Origin of the sequence: Streptomyces mauvecolor (genome assembly GCF_039532965.1) — a bacterium.
Lineage (GTDB): Bacteria > Actinomycetota > Actinomycetes > Streptomycetales > Streptomycetaceae > Streptomyces > Streptomyces violascens.
Map to the genome: position 1 here is coordinate 1 of NZ_BAAASQ010000005.1, position 18,528 is coordinate 18,528.

The 18,528-nt window shown below is 69.6% G+C and carries 18 protein-coding genes; 9 read left to right on the plus strand and 9 right to left on the minus strand.

The genetic code is table 11. From position 1 onward, the window contains the following. A partial coding sequence (locus ABD346_RS05445; protein WP_344372202.1) for a GNAT family N-acetyltransferase occupies nucleotides 1-626 on the plus strand: 626 nt, incomplete at its 5' end. A gap of 9 nt (nucleotides 627-635) precedes the next feature. On the opposite strand, the gene ABD346_RS05450 is transcribed toward ABD346_RS05445, so the two are convergent. The 6 genes from ABD346_RS05450 to ABD346_RS05475 form a co-directional block, all read right to left on the minus strand. Beyond that, a complete protein-coding gene (locus ABD346_RS05450; protein ID WP_344372205.1) occupies nucleotides 636-2,216 on the minus strand; it encodes a type VI secretion protein in 1,581 nt (526 codons plus the stop codon). Nucleotide 2,217: 1 nt separating this feature from the next. After that, nucleotides 2,218-3,630 (minus strand): ATP-binding protein, encoded by a 1,413-nt coding sequence (locus ABD346_RS05455; RefSeq protein ID WP_344372208.1) that lies wholly within the window; start codon nucleotides 3,628-3,630, stop codon nucleotides 2,218-2,220. Between the two features lie 19 nt (nucleotides 3,631-3,649). Beyond that, complete coding sequence (locus tag ABD346_RS05460; RefSeq protein ID WP_344372211.1) at nucleotides 3,650-5,197, minus strand: SCO6880 family protein; 1,548 nt, start codon at nucleotides 5,195-5,197, stop codon at nucleotides 3,650-3,652. Continuing rightward, nucleotides 5,194-6,540, minus strand: coding sequence for a hypothetical protein (locus tag ABD346_RS05465; RefSeq protein WP_344372213.1), 1,347 nt, complete (start codon nucleotides 6,538-6,540; stop codon nucleotides 5,194-5,196). The genes ABD346_RS05460 and ABD346_RS05465 overlap by 4 nt, the downstream gene beginning before the upstream one ends. Beyond that, entirely contained in the window at nucleotides 6,530-7,396 is an 867-nt protein-coding gene (locus ABD346_RS05470) for a hypothetical protein (RefSeq protein ID WP_344372216.1), read from the minus strand. Before ABD346_RS05470 ends, ABD346_RS05465 begins: the two co-directional genes overlap by 11 nt. A 174-nt stretch (nucleotides 7,397-7,570) precedes the next feature. Further along, on the minus strand, nucleotides 7,571-7,879 hold the full coding sequence (locus ABD346_RS05475) for a hypothetical protein (RefSeq protein ID WP_053729027.1): 309 nt from the start codon (nucleotides 7,877-7,879) through the stop codon (nucleotides 7,571-7,573). 418 nt (nucleotides 7,880-8,297) lie between these two features. Between ABD346_RS05475 and ABD346_RS05480 the strand changes: the two genes are divergently transcribed. From ABD346_RS05480 to ABD346_RS05495, 4 genes are all read left to right on the plus strand, one after another. Further along, nucleotides 8,298-9,227, plus strand: a complete 930-nt coding sequence (locus tag ABD346_RS05480) for a trypsin-like serine peptidase (protein ID WP_344372219.1) — start codon at nucleotides 8,298-8,300, stop codon at nucleotides 9,225-9,227. Between the two features lie 59 nt (nucleotides 9,228-9,286). Then, nucleotides 9,287-11,002 carry a serine/threonine-protein kinase gene (locus ABD346_RS05485; protein WP_344372222.1) on the plus strand — a complete coding sequence of 572 codons (1,716 nt, stop codon included), beginning with the start codon at nucleotides 9,287-9,289 and terminating at the stop codon, nucleotides 11,000-11,002. 73 nt (nucleotides 11,003-11,075) lie between these two features. Further along, complete coding sequence (locus tag ABD346_RS05490; protein ID WP_344372845.1) at nucleotides 11,076-12,068, plus strand: C40 family peptidase; 993 nt, start codon at nucleotides 11,076-11,078, stop codon at nucleotides 12,066-12,068. 202 nt (nucleotides 12,069-12,270) lie between these two features. After that, a complete protein-coding gene (locus tag ABD346_RS05495; protein WP_344372225.1) occupies nucleotides 12,271-12,975 on the plus strand; it encodes a phosphatase PAP2 family protein in 705 nt (234 codons plus the stop codon). Nucleotides 12,976-12,987: 12 nt separating this feature from the next. Here ABD346_RS05495 and ABD346_RS05500 read toward each other — a convergent pair whose 3' ends face one another. Both ABD346_RS05500 and ABD346_RS05505 read right to left on the minus strand, forming a co-directional pair. Further along, entirely contained in the window at nucleotides 12,988-14,532 is a 1,545-nt protein-coding gene (locus ABD346_RS05500) for an FAD-binding oxidoreductase (RefSeq protein ID WP_344372228.1), read from the minus strand. A 186-nt stretch (nucleotides 14,533-14,718) separates the two neighbouring features. Then, nucleotides 14,719-14,907, minus strand: coding sequence for a hypothetical protein (locus tag ABD346_RS05505; protein ID WP_344372848.1), 189 nt, complete (start codon nucleotides 14,905-14,907; stop codon nucleotides 14,719-14,721). A 53-nt stretch (nucleotides 14,908-14,960) separates the two neighbouring features. Between ABD346_RS05505 and ABD346_RS05510 the strand changes: the two genes are divergently transcribed. Together ABD346_RS05510 and ABD346_RS05515 are read left to right on the plus strand one after the other, a co-directional pair. Beyond that, nucleotides 14,961-15,755 (plus strand): SCO4651 family lipoprotein, encoded by a 795-nt coding sequence (locus tag ABD346_RS05510; RefSeq protein ID WP_344372231.1) that lies wholly within the window; start codon nucleotides 14,961-14,963, stop codon nucleotides 15,753-15,755. Between the two features lie 138 nt (nucleotides 15,756-15,893). Continuing rightward, the gene (locus tag ABD346_RS05515) at nucleotides 15,894-16,073 is read left to right on the plus strand and encodes a hypothetical protein (protein ID WP_344372233.1); all 180 of its coding nucleotides are present in this window, start codon (nucleotides 15,894-15,896) and stop codon (nucleotides 16,071-16,073) included. Nucleotides 16,074-16,164: 91 nt separating this feature from the next. On the opposite strand, the gene ABD346_RS05520 is transcribed toward ABD346_RS05515, so the two are convergent. Further along, the gene (locus tag ABD346_RS05520; RefSeq protein ID WP_053729023.1) at nucleotides 16,165-16,509 is read right to left on the minus strand and encodes a metal-sensitive transcriptional regulator; all 345 of its coding nucleotides are present in this window, start codon (nucleotides 16,507-16,509) and stop codon (nucleotides 16,165-16,167) included. 221 nt (nucleotides 16,510-16,730) lie between these two features. On the opposite strand from ABD346_RS05520, the gene ABD346_RS05525 reads away from it, so the two are divergent. Continuing rightward, nucleotides 16,731-17,351: a DUF47 domain-containing protein gene (locus ABD346_RS05525; protein ID WP_344372237.1), complete on the plus strand. Its 621-nt coding sequence runs from the start codon at nucleotides 16,731-16,733 to the stop codon at nucleotides 17,349-17,351. 7 nt (nucleotides 17,352-17,358) lie between these two features. Further along, nucleotides 17,359-18,357, plus strand: coding sequence for an inorganic phosphate transporter (locus ABD346_RS05530; RefSeq protein ID WP_344372239.1), 999 nt, complete (start codon nucleotides 17,359-17,361; stop codon nucleotides 18,355-18,357). Nucleotides 18,358-18,528: the final 171 nt, after the last annotated feature.

Sequence of the window (18,528 nt, forward strand, 5' to 3'; positions counted from 1 at the left end):
GTGGGGAAAGCCCCGCACCAGGTCCGTATCAACGGATCACGGTGCGGGGCTTTTTCGCGTTGTGGCAGTATCGGTTCATGGAACATGTCATACGGCCCATCCGCGCCGACGAATGGCGCAAGTCCAAGGAACTTCGGCTGGCTTCGCTTGCTGATCCCGCTGCCCCCGTAGCCTTTCTGGACACGCTGGAGAACGCGTCCGCGAAGCCCGATTCGCACTGGCAGGAGCGGGCGAAGGGGGCCTCGCAGGGTAATTCCGCCCGGCACTTCATCGCCGAGGGGGCCGATGGCGCATGGGCCGGCGGCGTTGTGGTGCTGATCGAGGCCGAGGGCAGCGACGACGTCTTCGGGAATCGGATTGCTTCGGCGCAGGCGCACCTCGTGGGCGTATTCGTACGGCCCGAGCACCGAGGGGTCGGGCTGACCGAACGGCTTTTCGGTGCCGCGATGGAATGGGCCTGGACGCTGGACGAGCCGAGGGTGAACCGGATCCGGCTCTTCGTGCACGAGAACAATCCGCGCGCCCAGGGCTTCTACCGGAAGATCGGCTTCGTACCGACCGGGGTCACCGCCCTGCTGTCCGGCGACGGCTGCCACGACCTTGAGATGGCGGTCGAGCGGCCGTAGCCGTACGCCCTACGTCAGCGCCTCGGTCCAGCGGGCTCGGGCCTGTTCGGGGGAGCGGAGCAGGACCAGGGGCGGCATGCCCCGGTCCTGACCGGTCGACAGCAGCTCCGGAAGCCGGGGAAGCGGAGCCACGGCCGCGACGTCGTCCAGGACGATCGTCATTGGTGGGTCGAGGTGACCGTCAGATGACCGTTCGGCCATGCGGCGGCCGCGCTCGACCACGTCTGAGGCGAGTGCCGTGAGCAGGGGCATCGCGGCGGGATGGGACCGGGGGTCCTCGATCGCTTCACCCACCACATAAAGGGTGCCCCCCTCGTTCACAAATGATTCCAGGGCGAGCGAATCTGCTCGGTTTGGTGTGCAGGCATCGCGGATGTGGATCGAAGAGAGACAGGCGAGGGCTCGGGCCGTCAACTCCTGGGCGACGTCCCGGCGTTCGGGGTAGGCGGTGAGCGCGGACTCCAGGAGTCCTGCGCCGCCGCTCTGAGCCTTGGGGTGCGTGCGGAGGATGCGTACCGCGTCCTGAATCGCTGTGCCCTGGGCCCAGCGGTGCAGCTGCTTCGTCGCCTTGCCGTCGCGGCTCTCCAGGGCGGCGGCGTGCAGCCAGCAGCGCAGGAGGGTTTCCGCGGTGTCTGCCATGGCGGCGTCCATGCGGGCCTGGGGGCGGACGGGGGCGAGCAGTGCGGTTGCCCTCGCGGCTGCTGTGTCCGGGTCTTCGCAGCCGGCTGTGGGGGACCAGTGGAGTCTGGCGGGGGTGTCGCAGCGGTGGGTTGGGTCGTAGACGTGTACGGGGCCCAGCTTGGCTCGGGCGTCTTTTGTTTCTGCCCACAGGGTGGGGTCTGAGGTGACGATCAGGGCTGCGCCCTCTGCGTCTTGGATTGCCTGGAGGGCTCTGGGTCTTCTTGCTTCGGGGGCGCCGTAGAGCAGGCGTGGGGTTGGTTGTTCTGCGCGGGGGGCCGGGAATTGCTCCACTGGCGTGGCGGCGGGTTCCCGTGTGGGAGTGGGTTGTTCGGGGTGTGGGGCCTGGCCGGGGGCGGTGACCGGGGTTCCGGCCGGCGGGGTTCGTTGGGCCCACCCTTCCCCAAGGTCTCGGCTTCGCTCGACCAGGGGAGACCCGCCCACAGCGAGAGCGGAATCGGGGTGGTTGCCCACCGCGTGAGGTGAAGGCGGCTCCGGGGCCGTGCTCGCGGTCGCGCCCGATCCGGCCGCCTCCCTCGCTCTCGCCCTGACCCCCCGCCACCGTGCAAACGTCCCCAGCGCGAAGATCGTCAGGACGAGCAGGATCATCAGCTCGCCGATCAACAGGCCCCAGAACAGGCCGTATCCCGAGAGGGAGTTTGGCGGGGTGTCCGGCCAGGCGGCCGGTAGGTCGTGGGGGGACGTGGCCAGGGAGCGCAGGGCCATGGGGCTGTGGGTGAACGATACGGCGGGGGGCCACGCCCCGTGGGTGAAGAGGCCCCCCAGGCCCGTGGCCGTCCATACCAGGACCGTCAGGCCCAGGAGGAAGGCCAGCAGGCCCACCAGGAGTCCGTCCGGGATGCCGCGCTGGTCGCCGCGCTCGCCGCCTCTCGGGGTGCCCGTTCCGCTCACCTCACGCCACCGTGCCCTCGGCGGACAGGTGTTGTTCCATCAGCGCTGCCCGGCGTTCTGTTTCCGATTCGAGCTGGGAGTCCAGCTCCGAGGCCAGGATGTCGTCCGTTGCCGCCGATTCCGTCATCGCGCGGTCGGTGAAGACCAAGGGGCGTTCGCGTTCTGTGATCAGGTGTTTGACCACCTGGACGTTGCCGTTTACGTCCCATACCGCGATGCCCGGGGTGAGGGTCGGGATGATCTCCACAGCCCAGCGGGGGAGGCCCAGTACCCTGCCTGTCGCCCTTGCCTCGTCTGCTTTTTGCGCGTAGATGGTGCGGGTCGAGGCCATTTTCAGGATCGCTGCCGCTTCCCTTGCCGCGGCTCCGTCCACCACGTCGCTCAGGTGGTGGACCACCGCCACGAACGACAGGCCCAGACGCCGGCCGAACTTCAGCAGGCGCTGGAAGAGCTGGGCCACGAACGGGCTGTTGATGATGTGCCAGGCCTCCTCGACCAGGAAGATGCGCTTCTTCCGGTCGGGGCGGATCCAGGTGTGTTCCAGCCAGACGCCCACGATGGCCATCAGGATCGGCATCGCGATCGAATTTCGATCGATGTGGGAGAGGTCGAAGACGATCAGTGGGGCGTCCAGGTCGATGCCCACCGTCGTCGGGCCGTCGAACATGCCGCGCAGGTCGCCGTCCACCAGGCGGTCGAGGACCAGGGCGACGTCCAGGCCCCAGGCCCGTACGTCATCTATGTCGACGTTCATCGCCTCGGCCGACTCGGGCTCGGGGTGGCGGAGTTGCTCGACGATGTCGGTCAGCACCGGCTGGCGGTCCGTGATCGTGGTGTTGACGTACGCGTGCGCCACCTTGAGAGCGAAACCCGATCGTTCGTCCAGGCCGTGTCCCATCGCAACTTCGATGATCGTTCGAAGGAGCGCGAGCTGGCCTGTCGTCGTGATCGCCGGGTCCAGCGGGTTGAGCCGGATTCCGCCGTCCATCGCGGTCATCGGGTCGAGCCGGATGGGTGTTATCCCCAGCTCGCGCGCGATGAGGTTCCACTCGCCGACGCCGTCCTCGCCCTGCGCGTCGAGGACGACGACCTGGCGGTCGCGGAACCTCAACTGACGTAGCACGTACGTCTTTTCCAGGGCGGACTTGCCGTTGCCGGACTCGCCGAGCACCAGCCAGTGCGGGGCCGGGAGCTGCTGGCCGTACAGCTGGAAGGGGTCGTAGATGTAGCCCTTGCCGCTGTACACCTCGCGCCCGATGATCACGCCGGAGTCGCCGAGGCCGGGGGCCGCGGTCGGCAGGTAGACGGCCTGGGCCTGGCCCGTGGAGGTACGGACGGGCAGCCGGGTGGTCTCCACCTTGCCGAAGAGCAGGGCGGTGAAGGCGTCGGTGACGAGAGACAGCGGATCTCGCATGGCGGGTACTGCCTCTCGGCTAGCGGCGGATTCCGGTCGCGAACGGCAAGGTGTTGACGAAGGCCCGGTGGTGCTCGCGGTCGCACCACTCCAGCTTCAGGTACGACTTGCCGGCGGAGGCTCTGATGGTCCGCTTGTCGCGGGCCAGCGCCTCCGGGGAGCGCGAGGACACCGTGATGTAGCCGACCAGGTTGACGCCCGCGGCGCCGCTCGCGAGGTCCTCGCCGCGCTGGTCGAGGCGGCCGTGGGCGGCGATGTCGCGGGGGTCGACGGTGCGGTTCATCTTGGCCGCGCGGGACGCCTCCGCCTCGTCGTTGGTCTTTTCCGTGAGCATTCGCTCAATCGCAACTTCGGTCGGTTCGAGGTCCATGCAGACGGCGACCGTACGGATCACATCCGGGGTGTGGACGAGCAGCGGGGCCAGGAAGTTGACGCCGACGGGGGTCATCGGCCACTCCTTCACCCAGGCGGTTGCGTGGCACCAGGGTGCCCGCGTCGAGGATTCCCGGGTCTTGGCCTGGAGGTACGTCGGCTCGACGGCGTCCAGCTCGGCGGGCCAGGCGTTGCGCTTGGTCATGGCCTGGATGTGGTCGATGGGGTGGTCCGGGTCGTACATGGAGTGCACGAGCGAGGCGAGCCGGCTCTGGCCGAGCGGCTGGCGTACGCGGATGTCGGCCTCCGCCAACCGGGCGCAGATGTCGGTCAGTTCACGTGCCATGACGACCGCGAGGCCCGCGTCGCGGTCCAGCTTGCGGCCGTGCGGGTTGGCTGCGCGGGCCATGGCGTGGGCCTCGGCGGCGAGCTCGCGGCTGTACTGCATGCAAGCCACGAGGTAGGCGCGGTGCTGCTCGCTGGAGGTGGACACCATCGACTGGAGCTGCTCGTAGGACTCCTGGAGCCAGTCGGGGGACTTGGTGTCGCCGCGCTGGGCGACGTCCTTGGCGTGCGCGTCGGGGTCGGCGGGCAGGGTGCGGGCCAGCATCTGGAGGCGGGTCACGAAGCCGTCGCCGTTGGCGACGTGCTTGAGCAGCGTGCCGAAGCGGTCCACGAGGGCCTCCTGGTCCTCGCTGTCGCGCAGGCCGACGCCCGGGCCCTCGATCTCGATCGCGGCGGTGACCGTACGCCGGTCCGCGTGCAGCAGGACGGCGATCTCGTCCGGGCCGAAGGGAGCCGCGAGCCAGCTGATGTGGCCGATGCCGGGTGGCGGCCCGACCTCGACCTCGCGCCCGTCGAGCCCCACCCCGGCCTCGGCGGCGCCCGACCGGTAGGCGGTGCCGCGCCGGAGCGAGCGCTTGTAACTGCGGTTGATTTCGAACCACTTGTAGAACGTGCGGTGCTTGTACGGGAGGTACACCGCGGCGAGCGCCAGGAACGGGAAGCCCATCAGGAGCACGATCCGCAGGGACAGGACGGGGACGAGGAGCCCGCACATCATGCCGAGGAACGCGCCGCCGATGATCAGCACGATCTCGCCGGTCTCGCGGTTCTTGCCGACGACGGCCGACGGCCGGGCACGGCCGATCAGATACGTACGGCGGGGCGCGACCGGCTGGGACTGGGTCGTCAACGCCCTCCACCTCCAGTGTTCTTGTTACGGGTGTGCGGGGTGCCGGACGTGGGCGCGGATCCGCGGCGTGGCGGAGGTGCGGCGGAGGGGACAGATCCGCCGCCGACTCCGCCGCCGGAGCCCCGGCTGCTGTGGGCGGCCACGCCACCGGACATGGGGTTGGCGGGGCGGGCCTGGGCGGCGCCGCCCCCCTGGTTGCCCCGGCCGCTGTGGGTCTTGATGCCCTGCGAGACGAGGGCGGCGGGCGAGGAGATGAGGGCGGCGGCCTGCGAGCCGTCGGTGGCCTGTTTGCGGTTCGTACGGGCCGAGGCGATCTCGTCGCCGAAGCCGGGCACGAAGCGGTAGATCATCGCCGAGGCGAAGATCGCCAGAAGGATGATCGCCAAGCCCGAGACGACGGCCGAGAACGAGTCGGGGCCCTTGCCGGACGAGAGCGCTCCGGCCAGGCCGAGCACGATCACGATGACCGGTTTCACCATGATCACGGCGATCATGATGCCCGCCCAGCGGCGCACGTGGCCCCACATGTTCTTGTCGACGAGCCCCGCGTACACGACGGTGCCGAGCAGGGCGCCGACGTACAACAGGGCGGCGCGGATGACCAGTTCGAGGAACAGCACGCCCGCGGCGAGGATCGAGACCAGGGCGACGACGATCAGCATGATCGGGCCGCCGCCGATGTCCGTGCCCTTTTTGAGCGCGGCGGAGAACGAGCCGAAGAACACGTCCGACTGGTTGCCGGTCGCGGACGCGATCGCCTCTGTCACGGCGTCCGTCGCCGATACGACGGTGTAGAGGATCAGCGGGGTGAACGCGGAGGCGAGCACGGTCAGCCACAGGAACCCGACGGCTTCCGAGAGCGCGGTGGACAGCGGCACCCCGCGGATCGCCCGCTTGGCCACGGCCAGCAGCCACAGGACGAGGGTGAGGAAGGTGGCGGCCGCGAAGACGACGGCGTACTGGGTGCGGAAGTTGCCGTTGGTGAAGTCCACGGTGGCCGTGTTCTTCACGGCGTCGGAGAGCTTGCCGACGATCCAGGCGGCGGCGTCGGCACAGCCCTTGGCCAGGGAGGTCAGGGGGTCGGCGGCCTGGTTCGGGTCGGTCACCGGCGCGCCCCCGCCCTTGCTGGAACCGGATTCGCAGTAGTCCCTGGCGGGGCCGCGGATGAGGTCGCACGCGTTGTTGCTCGGGCTGGGGCTCGGGCTGCTGCCCGGCGCCCCGCTCGGAGTCGGTGTTGGGGAAGGAGCGGCGTACGCCCTGCTCGCGAGCAGGATGGCCGCCGTCTGGACGGCTGTGAACGCGGCAGCGATCGAGAAGGCGCGGCGGGGCGGCTTACCGGGCATACGTGAACCCTCCGAACTGCTCCACGGCATCGGTCATGTCCTTGGCCGGAGCGGCGGCCTGGTCACGGCCGACAGGTGCCGGGCCGTCCTTCTGAGTGAAGTCGGTGATCTTCCAGTCCGTGCCGGTCCACTTGAGCTGAAAGGTGTTGGTGAACCAGCTCTCGGACACCGGGTTCTTGGACCCTTCGCCTGCCAGCCCGAAGAGCGACGAGTTCCAGACCGACACGCTTGCGGTGGTGCCGTCGAAGCGGTCCGCCTTGGAACCGACCGGATTGGCCCGGGAGATGAACGTCTGCCCAGCGGGCGCCGTGCCGTCCGGATTGAGGCCGATGCGGGACAGGAAGTCCTTGCCGGAGTACACCTTGTCGAGGTCACCGAGGCGGGCCGCCGCGACATCGGGTGCGTACACCGTGTTCACGATTTCGTGCCGCCGGCCGGTGTTGTACATACCGTCGGAACCCAGTGCCACCAGGTAGTTGACGGCCGCCGACTGCGCCCCCTGTTCCGTCTGCGGGAAGCCGGAGGCGATGCCGGACTGCTTGCCGTCCACCGGCTTCGTGCCCGTCGCCGCCGTCGACTGCGCGTCCGGCTTCTTCGCGTTCCCCGCGTCCGACGTCGAGCCGGAGTCGCCGCCCCGGTTCGCGAAGGCGATCGCGGCGACCAGCAGGACCACGACGCCCACGACCATCACCAGGGAGCGGGTGTTGCGCGGGGGGCGGCGGGCGCTGCCGTAGGCGTCGCCGGTGCCTTCGGGCAGGCGGGTGCGGGTCTGGCGGGTGCCGCCGAGCGTGCTGAAGCGGTCGTCGGCGGGGCCGGGATCGCCCCCGCCGTGGCCCGGCTCGTCGTCGAAACTCATGCCTGCGCCCCCTCGACCGTGTGCGGTTCCGCGTAGTACGACGGTAGCCGTGCTGGTTCCCGCGCGGGCGCGGTGTGGTGACTCGACATCAGGGAGACGCAACCTCTGCCGTTGGGCACGACGGACGGGTGGTGTGAGGGGGAAAGGAAGGGGAGTTGGCCTACTGACTCAGGGTCAGACGGCCATTCCGTACACGATGGTGAAGAGCGTGCCCAGCGAGCCGATGATGAAGACTCCGGTCAGGCCGGCCACGATCAGGCCCTTGCCCTGTTCGGCGCTGAAGGTGTCGCGCAGCGCCGTCGCTCCGATCCTCTGTTTGGCCGCGCCCCATACCGCGATGCCGAGGCAGAGGAGGATGGCGACCGCCATCACCACCTCCACCATGATGCGGGCCTCGTTGCCGAGCGTCCCGAACGGCCCCCAGTTGGGGGCGATTCCGCCGATGATGGTGGTGATGTCGCCTTTTCCGGCTGCCAGGTACATGTAACTCACCGCCCCTGTCGGGTAGTTCGAAGCCCTTGCCGCACGGCATGGGTCAGGCTCTATCTTCGCTGATGAAACCGCCGTAGTAGGACGCCTTGGCGCCTCTCTTTGCGCGACTCCGCACGGCAGTGCCGGTCGCACCGCCCTGACCTGCGATGAACCGGTGTCCACCACAACACGTACGGTCACTCTGTGTATCACGCACGGTGACTACCGGCAATGGCTGTCGTTGTTACACCTTTGGGCCGCTTGTCGTGCCGGGCAGGCGTCGGCGCAGGTGCGCGGGCGACGGGGCGGCTCGGGCCGGTTCATAGAAACTTCTCAGAAAAGGTTCATGGTCGTTCTCAGCCGAACCCGCGAGAGTCAGAGTGTTCCGCAGTCCGCAAGCAGGCCCGCCGACCACCAGGAGACGCACCGTATGAAGCGCACTGGCATCTCCGGGATGAAGTTCGCGACCACCATGCGCGGAAAGTTCGGCGCGCTGTCGGCCGCGGCGGTGCTCCTGGTCATGCCGACGTACGGGGACCACGACGCGGCGGCGAAGAACCTGACCGAGGCGGCGCCGGCCACGGCGGCCAACGCCCGGGTGGGCGCGATATTCAAGGGGGACCTCGACGGCGGGCACTTCTGCACCGCGTCCGTCGTGCACAGCTCCGGCCGCGACCTGATCGTCACCGCCGCGCACTGCCTGCCCGCGGACGAATCGGAGGGCGGCAAGGCGGTGTTCGTGCCCGCCTACCGAGACGGCGCGGCGCCGTACGGGAGTTGGCCGATCGAGTCGGTGTACGCGGACGACAGCTGGAACGAGGACGGCGACCAGGACAGCGACGTCGCCTTCGCGGTGCTCGGGCCCGGCACGGACGGGGGCAAGAAGATCGAGGACGCGGTGGGCGCCGCCCCGCTGTTCGCCGGCCGGGCGACCGGGCAGGCCGTGACCATCACCGGCTACCCGGGCGACACCGAGGTCCCGCAGGTCTGCACGAACACGTCCGTCGCGTACGGCGACACCCAGCAGCGCATCGACTGCCCCGACTTCCCCGGTGGCACCAGCGGCAGCCCGTGGGTCGTCGAGGGCGGGGCTGTCGCGGGGGTGATCGGCGGGTACGAGTTCGGCGGCGACGACCCCGACGTCTCGTACAGCGTCGTCTTCGGCCAGCACACCAAGTCGCTGTACAAGCTCGCGGAGGCGGCGGGCGACCCCAAGCCGGCGGCGGCGCCCTCGACGGCCATCAGTCCCCAACCTGCCGCCGCCAGCGAGCCGTTGAAGCCTGATCAGGCACGGACTCCGTCCCAGGCGCCGACCCGGCCCTCGAATGGGCCCATCACGTGTGCCTGCATCCTCCCTTGAGCAGGACGACCCGGTCACCCGGGATTTGACCGCGCACCGTCACATGACAGGGTTGGGCGGTGGATGCGCTCAGGCCTCGGCAGGATCCGGAACGGATCGGTACGTACGCGTTGCTCGCACGCCTCGGGGCGGGCGGGATGGGGATGGTCTACCTCGGGCGCTCGCCCGGCGGGCGGCTCGTCGCGATCAAGGTGATCAAGGACGAGATCACCGGTCACCCTGAAGCCCTGACCCGCTTCCGGCGCGAGGCGGAGACCGTGCGGGCGGTGCGCAGCGCGTACACCGCGAACCTCATCGACGCGTCGCTGTCCGCGCCGCCGTACTGGCTGGCGACCGAGTACGTCGCCGGTCCGACGCTCTCCCACGCGGTGCGCGAGCGGGGCGCGTTCCCCGCGGACACGTGCCGCCGGCTGTTCGCGGCCCTCGCGGAGGGCCTGGCGAGCGTCCATGGGTACGGGGTGACCCACCGCGACCTGAAGCCCCAGAACGTCATCCTGTCGCCCCAGGGGCCGCAGTTGATCGACTTCGGGATTGCGAAGGGGGCGGGGGATACGGCTTTGACGCAGACCGGGTACGCCTCGGGTACCCCGGGTTTCACGGCTCCCGAGGTGCTGCTGGCGGGTCAGGTCGGCTCGGCGGCGGATGTGTTCGCGCTAGGGGCGACGATCGCGTTCGCGGCCACCGGACGGGCCCCGTTCGGTTCGGGCGCGATGGACGCGGTGTCGTACCGGGCCGCACACGGGGAGATCGACGTGGACGGTGTCGAGCCCGGGCTCGCGGCACTGATCCGGGTGTGCGTGGCCAAGGACCCGGCGGCCAGGCCCGGGGCGGCCGGGGTGATCGAGGCGTGCGGGGTGGACTCGGCGCTGGTGGAGGACCCGTTCTACCGGCCGCTGGTGAGCCTCGGGGACGCGGTACCGGCGTACGCGACGCAGGCCGCCCCCGCTCTGCTGCACAACCTGCCCACGGCGGCGGCAGGCGGGCCCGAGCACCCGGCGACGTATGTGCCGACGGCGCTTGCCATCCCCGGCAAGCGCCGCACCACGCCGTGGCTCGCGGCCGCCGCGGTCGGTCTGGTGCTCGGCGTGGCCGGGGCGGGTCTCGTGTGGTGGCTGCCGGGCGACACCGGGGGTGACGGCGGGGCGAAGGCTGGAGGGACGTCCTCGGCCAAGCCGGGCATCTCCGCGTCCGCCTCGCCGGGGCCCATACCCAGCGCCGATGCCTCCGGCGGCAGCACGAAGCCGGTGGGCACGCCCGGGTACATCGAGCAGACCAACCCCTCGCGGGACTACTGGAACGCGCAGTCCAAGTCCTGCGGGCTGCCCGCCGAGGAGCGGCTGAACCCGAACCTCTCGGCGTACGAGGTGACCGAGCTCGGAAGCACCGAGCACAAGGAGGTGCTCAACGGGAAGCTCAAGGTCGGCTTCCTGCTGAAGTCGTACGCGGAGAGCGAGGTGAAGGCGCCCTACTACGTCTCCCTCGTTGTGAAGCCGCCGCACGCCATCGATCCGGACACCGGCGCCCCGGGTGCGGGCGTGCTCCAGCAGAACCTCGACCTCGGCTATGCGAGCAAGCCCGTCGACATGTTCGCCAAGGGGCTTGGCCAGTGGGTGGAGTTCACTTATCCGGACGACTTCACCGAGACGGTGATGGGTAAGCCGCATCCGGCCATCGACGTGAGCAAGGACCCCGGGGACTGGACGCTGCTTGTCGAGCACGTGCAGGCTCCGAAGCAGTACGCGTCCATCGTGTGCGCCGGTTTCAGGGTGGGCTGATCCGAGCCACTCGGGCAAAACGACGGTGAATACGGCCTGGATGGGGGAGGGTTGAGGCGTGCGCAAGGTCTTGTTGGTTGGCGGGATCGGGCTCGGGGTGTGCCTGAGCTTCGTCGCGCTGCTCGTCGTCGGCACGTATTCGGCCGCCGCCGGTCTTGCTTCGGCGGCGGGCGGAGCGGTTGGACTGGCCAAGGGAGCGGTACCGGCTCTCTACCAGCCGATCGTCCAGAAGTGGGGCAACCTCTGCCCGGCCATCAACCCGGCTCTGCTCGCGGCCCAGCTGTACCAGGAGAGCGGCTGGGACCCGAAGGTGGTCAGCCCTGCCGACGCGCGCGGCATCGCTCAGTTCATCCCCGACACCTGGGCGAGCCACGGCATCGACGGCAACGGGGACGGCAAGCGGGACATCTGGGACCCGGCGGATGCCATTCCGTCAGCAGCCTCGTACGACTGCGAATTGGCCAAATACGTCAAGGACGTGCCCGGGGACACGACGGACAACATGCTCGCCGCATACAACGCGGGGGCCTACCGAGTCATCCAGGCCGGCGGTGTCCCGAACATCAAGGAAACCCAGGGCTACGTAAAAACCATCCGCTCCCTCGAAAAGAGCTTCGCCGCCCCCGTCGGGCGGGTGCAGCCCTCGCAGCAGGCTGCTGGGGCCATCTACTACGCGCAGCAGAAGCTCGGGACTCCCTACCTCTGGGGTGGGGAGGGGACGCCTGAGCAAGGGGGGCGGTTCGACTGCTCGGGGCTTACCCAGGCCGCTTACCAGAGCGTCGGGATCACGCTGCCCCGCGTGGCCAACGACCAGTACAACGCCGGCCCGCACCCCGCCAGGAACGAGCTGCTCCCCGGGGACCTCGTGTTCTTCTCGACCGACCTCAGCAATTCGCGGGCCATCCATCACGTGGGGTTGTACGTCGGCGGCGGGTACATGATCAACGCGCCCTATACCGGCGCCGTCATCCGCTTCGACAAGATCGACGCGCCCGACTACTTCGGCGCGACCCGGGTCACCAAGGACGGTGCCGCGGCCCTGCCGAGCTTCAAACCGGCGGCTTGAACAAGCTCCCCCGGTGGCTGGAACTCTCCGTGAAGCCAAGGCCCTGAGCTGCGACGATGAGTCACTCTTCGATAACGTCGACGTGATCATTCAGTGGAGAGTGGAACGCGGCGGGCGAACAGGGCGTTCCCTGGACAGTGACTGATGTACGTACTGACCACGGGGGTTGGTAGCAGGACGGAACAAGGCAAGGGGCCGCAGCATGGCTGGACTCGCATTCGATGGCGCGAATCCCGATGTCAGCCTGCTCTACGACATCAACGGACTCGCCAAGGACGCTCCCTCCTGGCTCGATCGTGCGATGGCGTTCGTCGGGGAGTACGGGATTCTGCTCGGCCTCGTGCTCGTCGTGCTGTGGTGCTGGTGGAGCGTGCGGCGCGGGGAGGACCGGCAGTCGGCGGTCGCGTCCGTGGCCGGGATCGTGTGGGCGCCGCTGGCCGCCGGGATCGCCGTGCTCGTCAACATCCCCATCCGCGGCTTCGTGGAGAGGCCGAGGCCCTTCCTCGACCACAAGGGTCTGGACGTGCTGGTGGACGGCAAGAGCGACTTCTCGTTCGTGAGCGACCACGCCACCCTCGCCATGGCCATCGGCGCCGGACTCTTCGTCGCCAACCGGAAGTTCGGCCTCATCGCGCTCGGCCTCGCCCTGCTCGAAGGGTTCTGCCGGGTCTACATGGGCGTGCACTACCCGACCGATGTCGTGGGCGGCTTCGCGCTCGGCACCGCCGTCGCGCTGCTGCTCGCCCCGCTCGCCCAGATGCTGCTCACCCCGGTCGTCGCGGCCGTCGCCCGCTCGCCGCGGCTCGGCCGCCTGGTGCACTCGCGCAAAGCGCTGACCGTGGTTCCGGCCGCGGCCGGCGGTGCGGTCGAGTACCCGGGGGCCGAGGAGCGCGACCTCGCCGCCTGAGCCGGCGCCCCGTCAGAGCGCTTGGGGGAAGTCGAACAGCCTGGTCGGGTCGTACTGCTTCTTCAGCTGGGCCAGGCGCGGCGCGGCCGAGCCGTAGTAGGCCGTACGCCAGTCGGTGAGCTGCGGGTCCGGATAGTTCTGGTACGCCGCGCCCGACGCGTAGGGGCGCATCGCGCTGTGCGTGCGGATCAGCCAGGACTGCTGGGTCGCGCCCGGAGTGCCCGCCTGCCACGAGGCGATGTACTGGGCGAGCACCCGCGAGGTGCGGTGCACGAAGGCGGTCGCGTCCGGGGCGACCCGGTTGACGGCGCCGCCGAGCGCGGTGAGCACGAGGGTGCCCGCGCCCCCGTTGTCGGCGGCCGCGATACGGGTGAACTCCTCGGAGCTGCTGAGGAGTTGACGTACTCCTGCCTGGGGGAGCGCCTTGGTGTAGAAGTCGGACTTCGCGGCGTACGTCTCGCGCTGGAGCACTCCCTGGGGGTTGCGGCCCGGGGTCTGGCCGGGCAGATGGCACTGGGCCTGGCTGAAGGTGGAGCAGCCCGCGTACAGCAGCATCGCGTCCTGGAAGCCGGTGCGGCGCAGGGACACCGAGGCCGCGGGGGCGCCGGCGCGGTCGGCGAGGCGGTCGAGGGCGTTCTGGAGATCGCCGTACGAACCGATGGAGAACGCGGCGATGTTGATGGTCGGGTTGCCGCCGCCGGCCGCGCTCGCCAGGTGCGCGGCGGACCAGATCTCGTCCGCCTGGTCCGGGCCCCACTCCTGCCACGCCTCGACCACCGCCTGCGCCTGCCGCCAGGGCCAGGTCAGATAGGCGGTCACGGCCTGGGGGGCCTGGTGCGTACGGAAGGTGAAGCCGGTGACCACGCCGAAGTTGCCGTTGCCCGCGCCGCGCAGGGCCCAGAACAGATCCGGGTTCTCCTTCGCGCTCGCCGTCAGTTTTCGGCCATCCGCGGTGACGAGGCGGACGGAGGTCAGGCTGTCGCAGGTCAGCCCGTACGCGCGGGCCGTCACGCCGTGGCCGCCGCCCAGCGTCAGGCCCGAGACGGCGACGGTGGGGCACGAGCCGCCGGGGATCGCGCGGCCGGTCCTGGCGAGGTCGGTGTAGACGTCGATCAGCCGCGCGCCCGCGCCGATCGTGCCGTCGGCCGCCACGCCGTTCAGCCGCGACACGTCGATGACCAGGCGGCCCGTGCCCGATGACCACCCGGCGTAGTCGTGGCCTCCGCTGCGGACGGAGATCGGGGTGCGGTGGACCCGGGCGTAGGCGAGGCATTCCTGTACGTCCGCCTCGTGGGCGACGTACGCCACGGCGTCGGGCCGCTGGGGGTCGTAGCGGGTGTTGTAGAGCTGGCGGGCGGCGGCGTAGTCGGCGTCTTCGGGGCGGACGAGTTTGCCCTCCAGGGAGCGGGCGAGGGCGTTCAGGTCCGCCGGGGCCGGGGGCGTCGATGCGCTGGGTGAGGTGGTGCGGGGCGGGGTGGGCTTGGGGTGGGCGGTGCCTTCGCAGGCGGAGGCGGTGAACGCGGTTGCGGCGGTGGTGAGGAGGGTGCGGCGGCGCATTCGGGGCTCCCGGGGGGCGTGTGGGGCACTCCGCTTGCTCCTTCCCCGCCCCGCCCCTTCCCTAGACCCTCCGGCGGTCGGAAAAGGGGGAAGCCGGGTTTCCTGGGGGCGCCACCCCGGACCCCGTTCGCGCCTGAAGGGCGCTCGTCCTCGAACTCCGCCGCGCGCGGCTCGCAGAGGGGCCGGTCAGGAGTCGGAGGGGGTGCAGCTGGGCGGCGTGTGGGTCTCGGCGTCCGTACGGGCTCTGTCGCGGCTTCGGCGGGCCGGGCCCGTCCAGCCGCAGGAGCAGCGGGCGATCGCGAAGCTGCCGCGTTCCGTGATGGTGGTCTGGTGGAGCACCTCACCACCGTACTGCGGGCGTGACGGGGGCCGTATCGGAGTCGTTAGGAGTACGGGCTAGGCCAGTGGGCGTTGGGGGTTTGGCGGCGATGGTGGTGCAACGGCACGGAGCCGGACGAGCGGGTGCGATCGTGGTCGCCGCGCTGGTGGGCGGGGCGATCGCGAGCGCGGCCGGGTGCGGCGGCGGGAACAGCGCGGAGGTCGCGAGCGGGGGCACCGCCGACCCGGCGGGCCTGGTGCGCACCGCGGCCGACCGCCTTGTGGAGGCGGGCAGTTCGAAGGCCACCACCTCCATGGAGATGGCCACCGGGGGCACCCGGGTCGCGATCCGCGGTCAGGGAACGTACGACTTCCGGCACAGAACCGGGCAGTTGACGGTGGTGCTGCCGGGGGACGCCGCGGGGGAGGACGGCCACCGGCCGATCACCGAGCTCCTCGCGCCCGGCGCGCTCTACATGAAGAACCGGGGGGCCGGGGTGCCCGCCGACAAGTGGGTGCGGGTCGACACCGCCACGCTCGCCGACGGCAACCTCGTCACGGGCGGTGTCACCGACCCGTACACGGCGGCCGAGCTGCTGCGCGGCGCGCAGGGCGTGACGTACGTCGGCGAAGAGGAACTCGCCGGGGTGAAGGTGCGGCACTACCGGGGAAGTGCCGAACTGCCGGCGAAGGTGGCGAAAGGGTTCTCCAGGGGGACGGTTCCGTTCGACGCGTACCTCGACGAAGCGGGGCGGCTGTGCAAGGTGCGTCAGCAGTTCAGCTACGTCAACCAGGGCCGGCCCGTGGCGGTCGCCTCGACGACGCTGCTGTACGCGTTCGGGGCGGCCGTGAGCGTACGGCTGCCGGACGCCCGGGACATCTTCGACGGGAAGATCCAGCCGTAATCAGCCAGAAATGGCCCCCTCAGGTGGGCCTGTGGTGGCGGAAATGGTCCGTCCGTGCCATGCGCGGTCCGTGTCCCTCTCCCTACGCTAGGAAGCCGACGATGGCGAGAAGAGCGGGAAGAGGTCGAGGAAGAGGTGATGTGCGTGGCTGCGCTTCGCGGTGCGACCGTCCAGGACCACGTGGCCCTCGTCGAGATCGAGCTGTGCGGTGAACTGATGATCGCGGCGTCCGCCGCGGAGGGGGACCGGCTCAGCCCGGACCTCATCGACGAGGTGCTGAACGTGGGGCAGCCCGGGCCGCCCCCGGAATGCAACTAGTCCGCTCAGCCAGTTCCCTTTCCTGTCGGGGCGGCAGGGGGCGCGGTCGGGCCGGTTCCGCCGCGCCTTCCCTGCCGTGTCCGTCCCTGCGTCACGTCCGCATCATGCGGGCGATGGCCTTGGTGGCTTCCTCGACCTTGGCGTCGATCTCGTCGCCGCCCTTCACCGCCGCGTCCGCCACGCAGTGCCGCAGGTGCTCCTCCAGGAGCTGGAGCGCGAAGGACTGCAGGGCCTTCGTGGACGCGGAGACCTGGGTGAGTATGTCGATGCAGTAGACGTCCTCGTCGACCATGCGCTGGAGACCGCGGATCTGGCCCTCGATCCGGCGCAGCCGCTTGAGGTGCTCGTCCTTCTGCTTGTGGTAGCCGTGCACGCCGTGGTCGTGATCGGTCACAGGGGTCTCGACCGGGGGGCCGGCTGCCTCGGTGGTCGTCATCGCGTCCTCCCGTTGTCTGCCATGTGCCTGGTGGCCTGCCGTATGCGGCAAGGGGTTTCATACCCCTCATGGGTATATGGTAACGAATTTCCGGATCCCCGAAGGGGGCCCGTGCTGATCACTGTGCCTGATGGGCGACACTGAAGAACGCCGGTTAGCCGTGGCCGGATGATGCGCCTAGCATCAGCCTGACCGAATCCCAAGCACTCCGAGGACCCCACGTGCGCTTTCGTCTGACCCCCAGGGAGACGAGCTTCTACGACATGTTCTCCGCATCCGCGGACAACATCGTCACGGGCTCGAAGCTCCTCATGGAACTGCTCGGAGCGGATTCCGCGTCCCGGGCCGAGATCGCGGAGCGCATGCGGGCAGCGGAGCACGCGGGGGACGATGCCACCCACGCGATCTTCCACCAGCTGAACTCCTCGTTCATCACGCCGTTCGACCGCGAGGACATCTACAACCTCGCCTCGTGCCTCGACGACATCATGGACTTCATGGAGGAGGCCGTCGACCTGGTCGTCCTCTACAACATCGAGGAACTGCCCAAGGGCGTCGAGCAGCAGATCGAGGTGCTCAACCGGGCGGCCGTGCTGACCGCCGAGGCCATGCCGAACCTGCGGACGATGTCCAATCTGACCGAGTACTGGATCGAGGTCAACCGTCTGGAGAACCAGGCCGACCAGATCCACCGCAAGCTGCTCGCCCACCTCTTCAACGGCAAGTACGACGCCATCGAGGTGCTGAAGCTGAAGCAGATCGTGGACGTGCTCGAAGAGGCGGCGGACGCGTTCGAGCACGTGGCGAACACGGTGGAGACCATCGCCGTCAAGGAGTCCTGACCCAGTCATGGACACCTTTGCGTTGATCGTGACCATTGGGGTCGCGCTCGGATTCACGTACACGAACGGCTTTCACGACTCGGCGAACGCCATCGCCACCTCGGTGTCCACGCGGGCACTGACGCCGCGGGCGGCGCTCGCGATGGCCGCCGTCATGAACCTCGCCGGTGCCTTCCTCGGCAGCGGCGTCGCCAAGACCGTGAGCAAGGGGCTCATCTCCACGCCCGAGGGCAACAAGGGGATGGGGATCCTGTTCGCGGCGCTGGTCGGCGCGATCATCTGGAACCTGGTCACCTGGTACTTCGGGCTTCCCTCGTCCTCCTCGCACGCCCTGTTCGGCGGCATGGTCGGGGCGGCGCTCGCGGGCGGCATCACGGTGTACTGGTCCGGGGTGCTCGACAAGATCGTCATCCCGATGTTCGTCTCGCCGGTGGTCGGCCTCGTCGTCGGCTACCTCGTGATGTGCGTGATCCTGTGGATGTTCCGCAAGGCCAATCCGCACAAGGCCAAGCGCGGGTTCCGTATCGCGCAGACCGTCTCGGCGGCCGGCATGGCGCTCGGCCACGGCCTCCAGGACGCGCAGAAGACCATGGGCATCGTGGTGATGGCGCTGACCATCGCCAACGTTCAGTCCGCGGGTGACGAGATCCCGATCTGGGTCAAGATCGCTTGCGCGGCGATGCTGTCGCTCGGTACGTACGCGGGCGGCTGGCGGATCATGCGGACGCTGGGGCGGAAGATCATCGAGCTCGATCCGCCGCAGGGATTCGCCGCGGAGGCGACGGGTGCCTCGATCATGTTCGGGTCCTCCTTCCTGTTCCAGGCGCCCATCTCCACGACGCACGTGATCACCTCGGCGATCATGGGCGTGGGGGCGACCAAGCGGGTCAACGCGGTGCGGTGGGGTGTCGCGAAGAACATCATCCTGGGGTGGTTCATCACGATGCCGGCCGCGGCGGGTGTCGCTGCGCTGAGCTATCTGGTGGTGCGGCTCTTCTTCGGGTAGGCCCCCTGGGGCTCCGCCTCTCGGCCCCCGCTCCTCGAACGCCGGAGGGGCTGGATGAGCTCGTCGATCGGCCTCGGGCCGTGGGTGGCTGGTCGCGCAGTTCCCCGCGCCCCTGGGCAGGGTCGGTGCCGGCCGGGGTGAGCGTCTCAGCCTGTCCGGCGTTCGAGGACG

Bases quoted from the DNA above. Each gene is read 5' to 3' on its own strand.
- ABD346_RS05475 (WP_053729027.1), bottom strand. From the start codon at position 7,879: ATGTACCTGGCAGCCGGAAAAGGCGACATCACCACCATCATCGGCGGA.
- ABD346_RS05455 (WP_344372208.1), bottom strand. From the start codon at position 3,630: ATGCGAGATCCGCTGTCTCTCGTCACCGACGCCTTCACCGCCCTGCTC.
- ABD346_RS05470 (WP_344372216.1), bottom strand. From the start codon at position 7,396: ATGAGTTTCGACGACGAGCCGGGCCACGGCGGGGGCGATCCCGGCCCC.
- ABD346_RS05520 (WP_053729023.1), bottom strand. From the start codon at position 16,509: ATGACGACCACCGAGGCAGCCGGCCCCCCGGTCGAGACCCCTGTGACC.
- ABD346_RS05530 (WP_344372239.1), top strand. From the start codon at position 17,359: ATGGACACCTTTGCGTTGATCGTGACCATTGGGGTCGCGCTCGGATTC.
- ABD346_RS05480 (WP_344372219.1), top strand. From the start codon at position 8,298: ATGAAGCGCACTGGCATCTCCGGGATGAAGTTCGCGACCACCATGCGC.
- ABD346_RS05510 (WP_344372231.1), top strand. From the start codon at position 14,961: ATGGTGGTGCAACGGCACGGAGCCGGACGAGCGGGTGCGATCGTGGTC.
- ABD346_RS05500 (WP_344372228.1), bottom strand. From the start codon at position 14,532: ATGCGCCGCCGCACCCTCCTCACCACCGCCGCAACCGCGTTCACCGCC.
- ABD346_RS05465 (WP_344372213.1), bottom strand. From the start codon at position 6,540: ATGCCCGGTAAGCCGCCCCGCCGCGCCTTCTCGATCGCTGCCGCGTTC.
- ABD346_RS05495 (WP_344372225.1), top strand. From the start codon at position 12,271: ATGGCTGGACTCGCATTCGATGGCGCGAATCCCGATGTCAGCCTGCTC.
- ABD346_RS05515 (WP_344372233.1), top strand. From the start codon at position 15,894: ATGTGCGTGGCTGCGCTTCGCGGTGCGACCGTCCAGGACCACGTGGCC.